We start from the raw sequence: 12,115 nt of genomic DNA on the forward strand, positions 1-12,115 counted from the left end.
TATGTCGCAAATTGATACCGCTAAAATACGCCGTGAAAGTCTGCGCTGGCTGGTGTTGTTAACCCTTAACAACGCCCGGCCTATTGGTGCTTTTGAAGGCCCAATCTTGTCTGTAGCACAGTCCGAATACCCAGACGCGACAGCGCTGGAAATACGCCGGGAACTGGATTACCTGGAAGATCGTAAGCTAATTATCTTGCGTAAAGAGCCGTCAGGCCGCTGGTTTGCTGACCTTACCCGCTATGGTACCGACATTGCTGAGTACACCATTGACTGTGCACCAGGCATTGCCCGCCCAGCTAAGTATTGGTGATTGCTATGGCACGTAAATCGTCAATAGACCGCCTGCCAGATGTGGTTAAAGCCTACATCCATGGCAAGCTGGCGGATAACAAACTGACATTGGACGAGCTGATTGCCGACCTGCAACAGCAGTTTCCGGAGGAAGCCGCCGCTGGCGACTTACCGAGCCGCAGTGCTGTCGGCCGCTACGGCCAGAAGCTGGAACGGCGCCTGGCTGCAATACGTGCCAGTACTGAAGCGGCTAAGATTATCCGCGACCAGGCAGGCGATAAGGAAGATGCCCGCTCAGAGGCACTTACGGCCATGATCCAGTCTGAGCTGTTTGAATCCATTATGAATCTGCAGGACGTCAGCAACGAAGAAATGACGCCGGCCGAGCGTGTGGGCCTGTTGGCCGACGCTGCTAAAAACATCGCCACGCTAACCCGCAGTAGCGTAACGCTGAAGAAGTACCAGGTTGAGGCAGAAGAACGCGGGCGCAAGTTGCTGCTGGATGAGCAGAAAGCCCGGTTGTCAGCCATGGAAACCAAGGGTGGCGTTACAGATGAAACCCGTGCGGCCATTCGGGAAGCTTTAGGGATTGCCTCATGACGAAACGCAGGGGCAACGCTAAGTGTATTCCGGCTAATACAGCCGGGATATTTTTGCCGTTTCAATCTAAGTGGATAACAGATAACAGCCGGCTAAAGCTGATGGAAAAGTCACGCCAGATTGGTTTGTCCTGGTCAACGGCCTATGCAGCAAACGAGCGCACAGCAGCTGCAGGTGCAAAGCATGATCAATGGGTAAGCAGCCGCGACGACTTGCAGGCGCGCTTATTTGTTGAAGACTGCAAAATGTGGGCAGGTATTATGAACCTGGCCGCAAAAGATTTAGGTGAACTGGTCATAGACCCCAAAGACAGAATATCCGCCTACGTGCTGCAGTTCGCCAGCGGCAAACGTATCCATAGTATGTCCAGCAACCCGGATGCACAGGCTGGTAAACGCGGTGGCCGTATCCTGGACGAATTTGCGCTGCACCCAGACCCGCGTAAATTATGGTCTATCGCTTATCCTGGTATCACCTGGGGCGGCAATATGGAAGTCATTTCTACCCACCGCGGCAGCCACAACTTTTTTAACCAGTTGGTACGCGAAGTGCGCGAGAACGGCAACCCCAAAGGCATTAGCCTGCACCGGGTGACACTGCAAGACGCGTTAGACCAGGGTTTTTTGTTTAAGCTGCAGCAAATGCTGCCAGGTGACGACGAACGCCAGGCGATGGACGAAGCAGCGTATTTTGATTTTGTCCGCTCTGGCTGTGCTGATGAAGAGTCGTTTCAGCAGGAATACATGTGCAACCCTGCTGACGACGATGTGGCATTTTTGGAATATGACCTTATTGCATCAAGCGAATACCCCTCACATGCCGACTGGAAAGCGCTGGAGGGCGGCAGGCTGTATGCCGGTATCGATATTGGCCGTAAGAAAGATTTAACCGTGCTGTGGATTGTAGAGCAGTTGGGCGATGTGTTTTACACCCGGCACATAGAGCGCATGCAGAACATGCGTAAGAGTGACCAGGAGGCCATTATGTGGCCCTGGCTGCAGCGTTGTGACCGTATTTGCATTGATGCCACCGGTTTGGGTATTGGCTGGGCAGATGATGCCCAGGACTACTTTGGCCTTAACCGCGTTGAAGCCGTTACCTTTACACCAAAAGTAAAAGAAGCTCTGGCTTACCCAATACGTGGCGCGATGGAAGATCGCAAACTACGCATTCCGCACGACCCCAAAATACGCTCAGACCTGCGCCAGGTAACCAAGCAAGTAACCGCGGCCGGCAATATCCGCTTTGCGGCAGAGCGCACAGTGGACGGCCACGCCGATCACTTTTGGGCATTGGGCCTGGCAATACATGCTGCCAGCCAACCCAGTGCACCTATTGATTTTCAGTCGACTGGCCGCCGGCAAAGCCTGAGCGCTCTGGGCGAAAACACAACACAAATACACACTGACAAAGGCTTTGGCATTGTCTCTGGCAGTAGCGATTACAGAGGGTACGATTAATGGCCGACAGCACAAAACCAGAATTAAACGAGATTGCCAGCACGGCCGACGGTAAAGACATTACCCGCGGCTACCTTGATCCGCTGGAAATTATGCAAAGCACCGACAGCGTGCTGCAGCTGCGCGGCGGTGGCGATTACAAGGTGTATAGCGAAGTGCTGCGCGATGATCAGGTAGCGGCCTGCTTTGGCCAGCGCCGCCTGGCGGTGGTAGGTAAAGAATGGCACGTTGAGGCTGGCGGCACTGGCCGCAAAGAAAAGGCTGCAGCCGATTACATGAAAGAGCAGCTACAGAACGTGGGCTGGGACAGAGCCACCGGCATGATGCTGTATGGCGTGCATTATGGCTTTGCCGTGGCTGAAGGCATGTATGCCCGTGATGGCAATACTATTGCCCTGGCCGACATTAAAGTACGTGATCGGCGCCGCTTTGGCTTTGACGGCATGGGCCGCCTGCGCATGAAAACCCAGGCTAACCCGAAAGGCGAGCTGATGCCCGATCGTAAATTCTGGGCTTTTAGCACCGGCGCGGATCACGACGACGAACCGTATGGGGTTGGCCTTGGCCACTGGCTATACTGGCCGGCCTTTTTTAAACGCAACGGCTTAAAGTACTGGCTGCTGTTTTTAGAAAAGTTTGGCCAACCCACAGCCAAAGGCACCTATGGCCCGAATGCCACCCCGGAAGAAAAGAAAAAGCTGCTGCAGGCACTGGCAGCCATATCCACCGACAGTGGCGTGAGTATACCGGAAGGCATGATCATAGAGTTACTGGAAGCAAAACGCAGTGGCACCGCCGATTATGTATCGCTATATGACAGGATGGACGCCGCCATTGCCAAAGTAATACTGGGGCAAACAGCGAGCACCCAAGGCACGCCCGGTAAGCTGGGTAACGACGAGCTACAAAGCGATGTACGTATTGACCTGATAAAAGCCGATGCTGATTTGATTTGTGAAAGCTTCAACCGTGGCATGGGAAAATGGCTTACTGAATGGAATTTCCCTGGTGCGGTACCGCCGCGTGTTTATCGAAAAGTTGAGCCAGACGAAGACACTGCCAAGCGCGCTGATCGTGATAAAAAAGTATTCGATATGGGCTTTAAACCTACGTTGCAGTACGTGCAAGAAAACTACGGCGATGGCTGGGAAGAAAAGCCGGCAATTGATAATGTACCGCTGGCCGCAACGGGTAGCCCTGCGGCAGCGCCAGATCCTGTAGCCGCGGCGCCTGCTGTTGAGTCAGTGCAGCAAACGGCGCTTAACGGTGCACAGATTAAATCGCTTAGCGATGTGATTGCCCAGGTGCAAACTGGCGAGCTGGACCGCAACCGTGCCAGGGCGCTTATTGAAGCCGGGTTCCCAGCCATACAGCCAGATCAGATAGAACGCCTGCTGGGCGGCAATGCCAGCTTTGCAGAGTTCGCAGCGATGGTTGCGCCAGTTGATGCACCGGTACCTCAGCAAATGTTGGAACAAACCCGCACAACTCTGGCACCAGCTACTAACGTATGGATAAACCAGATCCGGGAGTTGGCCAACAGTGCCAGCAACATGGAAGACCTACGCGACAAGCTGTTAACGGCTTACCCGGATATGTCACTGGAGCAATACGCTGATGCGCTGGCCAATGCCACAGTTGCCGCTAACCTGGCTGGGCGCGACAACGTTGTGTCGGGTACCAACTAATGGCCAGCGTTAGTTACGGCTCTGTGCCATTCGAAGAGCAGCTGGCGTTCTTTCGCAAAAAGCTGAACATACCCACTACCAGCTGGACGGATATCTATAACCGCGAGCATGACTATGCGTTTGTTGTCGCCGGCGCGAACCGGGATGACTTGCTGGCAGATTTTAGAACTGCAGTTGATAAAGCCATAGCCGATGGCACTACGCTGGAGCAGTTCCGTAAAGACTTTGACCGCATTGTGGCCAAGTACGGCTGGGACTATAACGGCGGCCGCGAATGGCGTAGCCGGGTAATTTACGAAACCAACCTGTTTAGCAGCTATAACGCCGGCCGCTATGAGCAGTTGCAGGCACAAACAGCCGCGCTGCCTTACTGGCGGTACCGGCACAGTGACGCGGTAGAAGACCCACGGCCAGAACACCAGGCGTGGGATGGCTTGGTATTACGTGCCGATGATCCGTGGTGGAGCAGCCATTACCCGCCCAATGGCTGGGGCTGCCAATGCTATGTTGAGGGCTTAACTGAAGATGATTTGCGCGCCCAGGGCAAAACTGGCCCGGATAAAGCACCGGCGATAAAGCTGCAAACCCAGCTGATTGGGAAGCGCAGCCCCGGTGGCCCGTTTGAAGTACAGGTACCTGCCGGTATCGATCCGAGCTTTGAACATGCGCCAGGGCAAAGCCGGCTGCAAAGTGCCATACCACCAGAGCGGCCAGAGCCAGCAATTGACGGCGCTACCGGCGGGCCAGGGCTACCAAATGCCAGAGCCACTGACGCCTTGCCTGCGGCCCGCAACGTGCCTGCAGAAAGGCTATTGCCAAAAGGTTTGCCCGAGGCCGATTATGCCAGCGCATTTTTGGCAGAGTTTGGTGCTACGCTGCAGCAGCCTGCAGTATTTAAAGACGTATTAGGCAGCGCGCTGGTAATGGGCAGCGAGCTATTCACCACCCGTAAAACCGGCACCCTAAAAGCCGATAAGCGCGAGCGCGGCCAGTATTTACCCCTGATGGCAGAGGCCATTAAACAGCCTGATGAAATTTGGATTCGCATGGAGTACCACAACGCCAGTGGCAAAACCGTAGTGCGTCGGCGTTACATTGCACGCTTTGCTTTGCCGGGGCAAAGCTTACCGGCCTTGGCGGTATTTGAGTGGGGTAAAGATGGTTGGTCAGGTATTACTACGTTTAACCCGGATACCGATATTAATGATTTGCGCGTGGGTGTAAGAGTTTACCGAAGGGAGTGACCGCCAGCCGACACTGGCGGAACCGGTGTAGTTGGTGGTCCTATATTGTCGGGAACAGACCCACACCAGCAAAGTAATTATAGGAAAGATCATGGCAGGCGTAAAGGCAGTAATCACATCAGACATTGGCCCCAAGCTGGCCGGGCTTATTCAAACCATTGAACACCCGGCACCGTTGTTTGGCGTAATTAACGAGTACTTGCTGCAAGCGCACCGTGCCAGGTTTAAGCAGCAGGTGTCACCTGATGGCGTCGCCTGGCAGGCTTTGTCGCCACGCTACGCCAAAACCAAGCGACGTAACGCGGATAAAATCCTTACTTTTCGCGGGTTCTTGCAGGGTACACTGCGCGGCCAGTATGACGATAAAGGGCTAGAGTTTGGTACCAACAGCCAGTATGGTGCCATACATCAGTTTGGTGGCGACATAAAACGCAAGGCCAACCAGCGCGACCTGTACTTTCGCCAGGGCAAAGATGGCAGTGTGGGCAACCGCTTTGTGAAAAAGAAAAAAAGCAACTTTGTGCAGACGGTAAATGTGGGGCCGTACACTATTCGCATACCAGCCCGCCCCTGGTTGGGTACCAGCAAAGCCGACGAGGCGACAATACTGCAAAAAACGCAACGCTACCTGCAAAATGCTGTGGCTGCCAGAAACGCGCTGTAAGCCATTTTAAGCGCTTGTGTGCTGTCACGGTGTGACAGCACCCCCTACACCCAGCTTGTAAACGTTTATAAATGCCTTTAAGCGGTATTTAAAAGTTTAGCCCCCGTTCAAAAGACACTGGATCAAGAAAATCTTACGCTGACCTCTGAAACCTGAATTGTTAATTAGGAACCAGAGGCCACCATGCCAAAACTGCTAGAAATTTTTAAATCCGGTAAGCGCACAGACAGCCAGGGCCGGGAATGGGATGGCGATAGCATTATTAACGAAGTGATTCGTGAGTACGATCCTGCCGTGTTTGCTGCGCCACTGGTTATCGGCCACCCTGGAATGGATGCGCCGGCTTATGGGCTGGTAAAAAGCCTTAGCCTGGACAAAACCATTTTACAAGCCGAACCGATGGACGTAGAGCCGCAGTTCGCTGAAATGGTCAATAACAAGCGGTTCCCCAAAATATCCTCCAGCTTCTTCACTCCCGACAATCCGGCCAACCCTACGCCAGGCAAATGGTACTTGCGCCATGTTGGCTTTTTGGGTGCGGCAGCTCCAGCTGTGCCAGGGCTGAAGATGGCGCAATTTGCCGCAGATGACGACGTTGTAACCATTGAGTTTGCCGCCAGCGATTTAGAAGTGCTCTGGTCGTTAAGTCGGCTGGCCCGCGGCATGCGCGACTGGATGCTCGAAAAATTCGGCGCCGAAGAAGCAGACCGGGCCTTGCCTGATTACGTGGTGCAGGGTTTGGAAAACCAGCGTGAACGTGAATTTATTGCGGAAGAACCATCACCGGGGTTTGCTGCCCCGCAACAACAACCGGAGGTACCCAACGTGGACCCTAACGAAAAAGCTAAACAAGAGCAGCAGGCCGCTGATTTTGCTGCGCGTGAAGCCAAGCTGGCCCAGCGTGAACTGGCCATTAAAACCGCTGAAGCTAAAGCCAGGCGTGAAGAACTGGCCTGCTTCTGCGAAAGCCAGGTAGTAGCCGGTAAGTTATTGCCGGCAGAGAAAGACGCCATGGTGTCGTTTATGGCCAGCGTGAACGATAGCGAAACGGTGTCGTTTGCGGCTGCTGATGGCGACGTTAAAACGCCAGCTGGCGAGTGGTTTAAAGGGTTCCTGCAGGCGCTGCCTGTGCGGGTAGATTTTTCAGAACGCGGCGCCGATGCCGGCACAGCAGATTTTGCCAATGACGCAACAGCCATGGCAAAAGCGGCTGGCCAGTACCAGGCAGAAATGGCAGCTAAGGGCGTGACAGTTAGCGCTACGGATGCTGTTAAGCATGTAAACGGAGCAAAACAATGAATATTCCAGGCTTAATTACCCCGCGTCGTGCACAGGCAGCGATTGCCAAGCGGCGCATTGTTAAAACCGGTACCGCAAACGGCTCTGCCGTGCAGGCTGCCAGCGCTGTTGCACCGATGCTGGGTGTTAGTACTGACATTGACGCCGATGCCGGTGAAGTAATGGACGTTGTGCGCAGCGGTCTTACGCCGGTGGAATACGGCGGTACGGTGACGGATGGCGCTTTGCTAACGTCTGATGCCGATGGCCGCGCTATCGCGGTTACCTTTCCGGTCGGCGCTAATACCTACACCATTGGCTATGCAGAAGTAGCAGGTGTGGTTGGCGACATTGGCTCTGTCAACGTAGTGCCTGGTTTTATCCCGGCTTAATACCAGCAATGCCCCAGGCATTTTAGGAGCAACAAGTTATGAGTAAAGCACCATTTCCAACCAACCCGGTATTAACGGCCATTGCTATTGCCTATCGCAATATGCGGTTAATTGCCGACGAAGTACTGCCTCGCGTGCCAGTTTCAGCTGAAGAGTTTAAGTACTTAAAGCATAACCTGGCTGACGGTTTTACTGTGCCCGATACCCAGGTAAGCCGTAAAGGCCGGGTTAACCAGGTAGAGTTTAGCGCTACTGAAGAAACTGCCAGTACCAAAGATTACGGACTAGATGCACCGGTACCGCAAAAAGATATTGATAACGCCAAAAGTATGCCTGGCTATGACCCTTTAGCCAAAGCGACCGAACAAACTACTAACCTGATTTTGTTAGACCGCGAAGTGCGCGCCAGTCAGCTGGTATTTAACAGTGCCAGCTACGGCTCCAACAACAAAGTTACGCTAAGCGGTACAAGTCAATGGAGCCACCCGGACAGCAGCCCACTGCCGGTTATTACCGATGCGCTGGATGACTGCGTAATGCGCCCGAACATAGGCATATTTGGCCGGCGTACCTCCACCATGCTGCGCCGTCACCCCAAAATTGTTAAAGCCTTTAACGGCACGCTGGGCGACGACGGCATGGTGCCGCTGCAGTTCCTTGCAGACATGTTAGAGCTGGAAGCCATTATGGTGGGCGAAGCCCGGTTAAATATTGCCCGCCCTGGGCAAGCGGTGAGCCTGGCACGGGTATGGGGTAGCCACGCTTCCTTTATTTACCGTGATCGCCTGGCAGATGCTAACAGCGGTACTACTTTCGGCTTTACTGGCCAGTTCGGCTCGCGTATTTCGGGCAGCGAATATGACCGTAATATTGGCTTGAAAGGTGGCCAGATGGTGCGCGTGGGTGAACAGGTTAAAGAGCTGATTACCGCACCTGATTTGGGCTATTTCTTTGAAAACGCAGTAGCCGGATAAACCGACTAAACCGACTACTACAACAGCTATATAGCGGGCGGCGTTTCGCCGCCTGCAGGAGAACGAAATGGAAAAGATTAACTTTGTGGTGCTGCCAGGCCAGCGATTGGACCATAACAACGAGCGAGTAACTGCAGGCGGCTCAGTACTGCTGACTGAGCAAGAAGCTGCGCCATTGTTAACAAGTCACGTTATTGCGCTGCCCGCAGATGCCCAGCAAAAGCTGCTGGCCAGTGGCGAAGGTGATGCCACAGCCGAGCTTGAAGAACTGCTGCAACTGAAGCAACAGCAGTTAGAAGAGCTGTCTGGTTTTGTCGGCACGTTACACGAGCAGATCGCAACCCTGCAAAAGGATGTTGAAGCAAGGGAAGAAGCAATGGCAGCGCTGGAAGCTGCCAGGCTGCAAGCCGAAGAAGCGGCCAAAGCAGCTGCAGAAGCCCAAATTGCTGCAGAGGCAGAAGTTACCCGGGTGAGCGCTGAACTGAAAGCCGCGACCGCTAAAGCGCCGGCTAAAACCGATAGCAAACCAAAGTAAGGAGCTGATCATGGCCGAGCAGTTAATACAGCCAAAAATAACCGGGTATCGTCAGTTAAATGACGAAGAAGCCCAGTTAATGAATCTGGTTAAAGCGAAAGGCCAGGAGTTTGGCGCCTTGCTTAATAAAGTTGAAACCTACCTGGCCGCGCAGCGCCTTGATGCTGAGCGCGTAAGCGCTGGCCCTGAAGGTACTGATTGCGATACTGGCAAAGCCGAACTGGCACGCATTGAAGCGGCGCAGCCAGGCCGCTGGTTGAACATTGGCCGCACTGATTTGCAAACCGGTGTAATGGCCGTTATTCGTGCCATTGCGCAGCCGGGTGGATTTTAACCATGTACATCAGCTTAACGCAGTTAGCCGCCCGCCCTGGTGCACAGGAACTTGCCCAAGTGGCCACACCGGCGCAATCGCGGGTAGTGAATACCGATTTAATGCTGGCCACGCTAAACGGTGCAGACCGCAGCGCCTGGCCTGCTGATGAAATCGCTGTTGCTGATGCAGCCCTGGCGCGCATTAACGACGCCATTGCTGATGCCGTAGCGATGATAGACGGCTTTCTTGGCCGCCGTGGTTACCTGCCGCTTAACCCGGTACCGGGCATTGTTACCACCTGGTGCCGGGCTATTACCCGGTACTTTTTGCACCAGGACAGATTAAAGGCCGACGACAAAGACACCATTACGCGCGACTACAAAGACGCGCAGCGGTTATTGCAGTTGACGGCCGAAGGCAAGTTTAGCCTGGGCGGCGATGATGCGGTGGTTACCACGGGTGCCGGTGAGCCGGAGTTTACCCAGGGTAGCACGACGTTTCGTGACGCGTTAAAGGATTACTGATGCTGGATACCACTCTGATAGAACAACGCTTGCGCGATGCGGTGCCCATGTATCAAACGGTAGAGGGGGCAGCAGATTACGCAGCAGTGCGGTCGCTAAGCGATTTTCGTACGCCTAGCGCGTATGTGGTGCTGGCAGAAGAACGTGGCAGCCAGGATAAAACCGCGCGTGATGTGCAACAAGCGACCGCCGTGTTTGGCGTAATTACCGCCGTGCGTAACTACCGCAGTGGCAACGGCGAGCAGCAACTGGATGACGCAAGAACCCTGGTTAAAGCAGCGCGTGCTGCGCTGGTTGGCTGGGGCCCGCAAAGCCGCGAGTTTTTCGCCTGTGCTTGGGTGCAAGGCGATGTAATGGACTACGACGAAAACACCCTGCTTTGGATTGATGTGTTTGAAACCACTTACTTTGTAAACGGAGCCTGAAAATGACCAAGAGAACTGAACAGGCAGAGGCCAGCGCCGCTGCTGTAACAGAAACCCGCGTAACAACTGAGCCGAAAAAAACGGCACCGGTTGTTAAAACTGACAACAGCAAGAATGGGCACCTGGCGGCACGCCGCGCGGCCCGTGCTAAAGCGCACCAGGAGAAAAACTAATGGGCGAGCGTATTTTTGAACAAGATACCTGCGTACTTGCAGCCGTTGAAACCACTTATGGTACCGACGCTGCCCCCACGGCTGCGGCTAATGCTATGCGTGTTAAAGCTGACATGACGCTGTTAGACGGCGACCAGGAAGCGCTGGAGTTTGATGCCGGGCGCGGTGGTAGCAAAGGCAGCATTCAGCGCAACAAGCGTATTACCGGCACCTTAACGGCCTATGTGGCTGGCAGTGGCGCAGTAGATACGCCGCCGGCCATTGCACCACTGCTGCAAGCTGCAGGGTTAAAAGCCACGATCACCGCCGCTGAAAAAGTGGTGTACACGCCGGTATCAACCGACCATGACAGCGCAACGCTGCATGTTTACCGCGGCAAAATTAAACACCCTATTGTGGGCGCCCGCTGCAATATGGAAGTAAACCTGGGCACCAGTGCGTTGCCGAAATTTACTTTCAATAACCTGATTGGCTTGTTTGTTGACCCAACCCAGGCCGGTGCATTCCAGAACTGTGATTATTCTGCGTTTACTACGCCGATGAAAACCGATCCGGTATCTATTACCACCATGCAGTTGTTTGGCCAGAACGTGAATATGTCTGATTTAGTATTCCGCCTGGGCAACAACGTGGTGTACCGCAGTGTTACCAATGACGAAAGCGTGCAGATTGTTGCGCGGATGCCACAAGTTGAGATCACCTTTGAAGAGCCGCTACTGGCAGACTTTAACTGGTGGGAAAAGCTTTCAACGTTCGGCGCCCTGGCGTACCAGATTGGCCAGGACGTGGTGGATGCTGGCCATATCTTTGAGCTGGCTGTCCCCAACCTGCAGCTGAACAGCATTACCCCCACGATAGTGGATGGCATTAGCCATTTACGTTGTGTGTTGGATGTGGTGCCAACTGAACGTGATAACGACTTTGAAATTACGTTCCGCTGACAGTGATAGCCAGGAGGTTGGCTTGTAAGCAGCCATCCTTTAAAGAAAGCGTAATAGCTCACTGGCTGAGTTAGCAGCAATACCGTGTTTCATTCCGGCAAGGATGCCGCCACCCTTTTTTGAAAGAGAGTTTTACATTATGAAAATTAAAGCGTCCGCTCTGGCGGCAAAGTTGTTTAAAGCCCAGGTTGCTGTGGTATTCCCAACCGACGAGTTAAATAAAGACGGTGAAACCGTTTATGCCACAGCCCGGTTTATTGGCCATTTCCGTGCGGTACCGGTAAGCGATGCCCAGGCTGACATGGACAAGTTAAAAGAGCTGCGCAATAGCGGTGATCACGTTGGCATGATTGGTGTTGAAGCCAAGCGCCTGGAACAGTGCTTTGTGGGTTTTGAGCCATTACCAGGGCAGGATTTTCCGGTGACCGACGACAACGACCAGCCGCTGGCTAACACCCCTGAAAACATCAAGGTGTTGTTAAACAGCCGCGAAGTGCGCGATGCCGTGCGCAAAACCTTTGAAGCCGCACGTAGCGCGGATGTACTGGAAAAAAACTTACAGAAGTAGCGCAGTGGTGGGCTGGCGGTAGCGCCAAAAACGGCCAGC

16 protein-coding genes and 1 other annotated feature are annotated in these 12,115 nt (G+C 53.9%); all 16 genes read left to right on the forward strand.

Annotated features, from left to right (window positions below):
* Position 1: 1 nt before the first annotated feature.
* The 16 genes from I4W93_RS04230 to I4W93_RS04305 all read left to right on the forward strand — a co-directional run bounded on the left by I4W93_RS04230 (position 2) and on the right by I4W93_RS04305 (position 12,076).
* The gene (locus I4W93_RS04230) at positions 2 to 313 is read left to right on the forward strand and encodes a hypothetical protein (protein ID WP_205310623.1); all 312 of its coding nucleotides are present in this window, start codon (positions 2 to 4) and stop codon (positions 311 to 313) included.
* 5 nt (positions 314 to 318) lie between these two features.
* Positions 319 to 894 (forward strand): phage protein Gp27 family protein, encoded by a 576-nt coding sequence (locus I4W93_RS04235; protein WP_205310622.1) that lies wholly within the window; start codon positions 319 to 321, stop codon positions 892 to 894.
* The gene (locus I4W93_RS04240; protein ID WP_205310621.1) at positions 891 to 2,354 is read left to right on the forward strand and encodes a phage terminase large subunit family protein; all 1,464 of its coding nucleotides are present in this window, start codon (positions 891 to 893) and stop codon (positions 2,352 to 2,354) included. The genes I4W93_RS04235 and I4W93_RS04240 overlap by 4 nt, the downstream gene beginning before the upstream one ends.
* Positions 2,354 to 4,042: a DUF935 domain-containing protein gene (locus tag I4W93_RS04245; protein WP_205310620.1), complete on the forward strand. Its 1,689-nt coding sequence runs from the start codon at positions 2,354 to 2,356 to the stop codon at positions 4,040 to 4,042. Before I4W93_RS04240 ends, I4W93_RS04245 begins: the two co-directional genes overlap by 1 nt.
* Positions 4,042 to 5,286 carry a PBECR2 nuclease fold domain-containing protein gene (locus I4W93_RS04250; RefSeq protein WP_205310619.1) on the forward strand — a complete coding sequence of 415 codons (1,245 nt, stop codon included), beginning with the start codon at positions 4,042 to 4,044 and terminating at the stop codon, positions 5,284 to 5,286. Before I4W93_RS04245 ends, I4W93_RS04250 begins: the two co-directional genes overlap by 1 nt.
* A gap of 91 nt (positions 5,287 to 5,377) precedes the next feature.
* Positions 5,378 to 5,950: a phage virion morphogenesis protein gene (locus I4W93_RS04255; protein ID WP_205310618.1), complete on the forward strand. Its 573-nt coding sequence runs from the start codon at positions 5,378 to 5,380 to the stop codon at positions 5,948 to 5,950.
* 183 nt (positions 5,951 to 6,133) lie between these two features.
* Positions 6,134 to 7,249: a hypothetical protein gene (locus I4W93_RS04260; RefSeq protein WP_205310617.1), complete on the forward strand. Its 1,116-nt coding sequence runs from the start codon at positions 6,134 to 6,136 to the stop codon at positions 7,247 to 7,249.
* A complete protein-coding gene (locus tag I4W93_RS04265; protein WP_205310616.1) occupies positions 7,246 to 7,620 on the forward strand; it encodes a capsid cement protein in 375 nt (124 codons plus the stop codon). The genes I4W93_RS04260 and I4W93_RS04265 overlap by 4 nt, the downstream gene beginning before the upstream one ends.
* A gap of 38 nt (positions 7,621 to 7,658) precedes the next feature.
* Positions 7,659 to 8,594: a phage capsid protein gene (locus I4W93_RS04270; RefSeq protein WP_205310615.1), complete on the forward strand. Its 936-nt coding sequence runs from the start codon at positions 7,659 to 7,661 to the stop codon at positions 8,592 to 8,594.
* A 67-nt stretch (positions 8,595 to 8,661) separates the two neighbouring features.
* Complete coding sequence (locus I4W93_RS04275) at positions 8,662 to 9,129, forward strand: hypothetical protein (RefSeq protein ID WP_205310614.1); 468 nt, start codon at positions 8,662 to 8,664, stop codon at positions 9,127 to 9,129.
* Between the two features lie 10 nt (positions 9,130 to 9,139).
* Positions 9,140 to 9,463 (forward strand): Acb2/Tad1 domain-containing protein, encoded by a 324-nt coding sequence (locus I4W93_RS04280; RefSeq protein ID WP_027670085.1) that lies wholly within the window; start codon positions 9,140 to 9,142, stop codon positions 9,461 to 9,463.
* Between the two features lie 2 nt (positions 9,464 to 9,465).
* Positions 9,466 to 9,969 carry a gp436 family protein gene (locus I4W93_RS04285; RefSeq protein WP_205310613.1) on the forward strand — a complete coding sequence of 168 codons (504 nt, stop codon included), beginning with the start codon at positions 9,466 to 9,468 and terminating at the stop codon, positions 9,967 to 9,969.
* Positions 9,969 to 10,394: a phage tail terminator protein gene (locus tag I4W93_RS04290; RefSeq protein WP_037053661.1), complete on the forward strand. Its 426-nt coding sequence runs from the start codon at positions 9,969 to 9,971 to the stop codon at positions 10,392 to 10,394. The genes I4W93_RS04285 and I4W93_RS04290 overlap by 1 nt, the downstream gene beginning before the upstream one ends.
* Positions 10,395 to 10,396: 2 nt before the next feature.
* The gene (locus tag I4W93_RS04295; RefSeq protein WP_205310612.1) at positions 10,397 to 10,567 is read left to right on the forward strand and encodes a hypothetical protein; all 171 of its coding nucleotides are present in this window, start codon (positions 10,397 to 10,399) and stop codon (positions 10,565 to 10,567) included.
* The gene (locus I4W93_RS04300; RefSeq protein ID WP_205310611.1) at positions 10,567 to 11,508 is read left to right on the forward strand and encodes a phage tail tube protein; all 942 of its coding nucleotides are present in this window, start codon (positions 10,567 to 10,569) and stop codon (positions 11,506 to 11,508) included. The genes I4W93_RS04295 and I4W93_RS04300 overlap by 1 nt, the downstream gene beginning before the upstream one ends.
* Positions 11,504 to 11,583, forward strand: a sequence feature (23S ribosomal RNA rRNA prediction is too short). Its footprint overlaps the gene before it by 5 nt.
* 64 nt (positions 11,584 to 11,647) lie before the next feature.
* Positions 11,648 to 12,076, forward strand: coding sequence for a hypothetical protein (locus I4W93_RS04305; protein WP_205310610.1), 429 nt, complete (start codon positions 11,648 to 11,650; stop codon positions 12,074 to 12,076).
* The last annotated feature ends 39 nt before the right edge of the window (positions 12,077 to 12,115 follow it).

The sequence above is a fragment of the Rheinheimera maricola genome, from assembly GCF_016918075.2.
In the GTDB taxonomy this organism is placed as follows: Bacteria; Pseudomonadota; Gammaproteobacteria; order Enterobacterales; family Alteromonadaceae; genus Alishewanella; species Alishewanella maricola_A.

Excerpts from the sequence above, each read along its gene's own strand:
- I4W93_RS04305 (WP_205310610.1), top strand. The coding sequence starts at position 11,648 with ATGAAAATTAAAGCGTCCGCTCTGGCGGCAAAGTTGTTTAAAGCCCAG.
- I4W93_RS04260 (WP_205310617.1), top strand. The coding sequence starts at position 6,134 with ATGCCAAAACTGCTAGAAATTTTTAAATCCGGTAAGCGCACAGACAGC.
- I4W93_RS04235 (WP_205310622.1), top strand. The coding sequence starts at position 319 with ATGGCACGTAAATCGTCAATAGACCGCCTGCCAGATGTGGTTAAAGCC.
- I4W93_RS04285 (WP_205310613.1), top strand. The coding sequence starts at position 9,466 with ATGTACATCAGCTTAACGCAGTTAGCCGCCCGCCCTGGTGCACAGGAA.
- I4W93_RS04280 (WP_027670085.1), top strand. The coding sequence starts at position 9,140 with ATGGCCGAGCAGTTAATACAGCCAAAAATAACCGGGTATCGTCAGTTA.
- I4W93_RS04300 (WP_205310611.1), top strand. The coding sequence starts at position 10,567 with ATGGGCGAGCGTATTTTTGAACAAGATACCTGCGTACTTGCAGCCGTT.
- I4W93_RS04250 (WP_205310619.1), top strand. The coding sequence starts at position 4,042 with ATGGCCAGCGTTAGTTACGGCTCTGTGCCATTCGAAGAGCAGCTGGCG.
- I4W93_RS04290 (WP_037053661.1), top strand. The coding sequence starts at position 9,969 with ATGCTGGATACCACTCTGATAGAACAACGCTTGCGCGATGCGGTGCCC.
- I4W93_RS04295 (WP_205310612.1), top strand. The coding sequence starts at position 10,397 with ATGACCAAGAGAACTGAACAGGCAGAGGCCAGCGCCGCTGCTGTAACA.
- I4W93_RS04265 (WP_205310616.1), top strand. The coding sequence starts at position 7,246 with ATGAATATTCCAGGCTTAATTACCCCGCGTCGTGCACAGGCAGCGATT.
- I4W93_RS04245 (WP_205310620.1), top strand. The coding sequence starts at position 2,354 with ATGGCCGACAGCACAAAACCAGAATTAAACGAGATTGCCAGCACGGCC.
- I4W93_RS04270 (WP_205310615.1), top strand. The coding sequence starts at position 7,659 with ATGAGTAAAGCACCATTTCCAACCAACCCGGTATTAACGGCCATTGCT.
- I4W93_RS04255 (WP_205310618.1), top strand. The coding sequence starts at position 5,378 with ATGGCAGGCGTAAAGGCAGTAATCACATCAGACATTGGCCCCAAGCTG.
- I4W93_RS04240 (WP_205310621.1), top strand. The coding sequence starts at position 891 with ATGACGAAACGCAGGGGCAACGCTAAGTGTATTCCGGCTAATACAGCC.
- I4W93_RS04230 (WP_205310623.1), top strand. The coding sequence starts at position 2 with ATGTCGCAAATTGATACCGCTAAAATACGCCGTGAAAGTCTGCGCTGG.
- I4W93_RS04275 (WP_205310614.1), top strand. The coding sequence starts at position 8,662 with ATGGAAAAGATTAACTTTGTGGTGCTGCCAGGCCAGCGATTGGACCAT.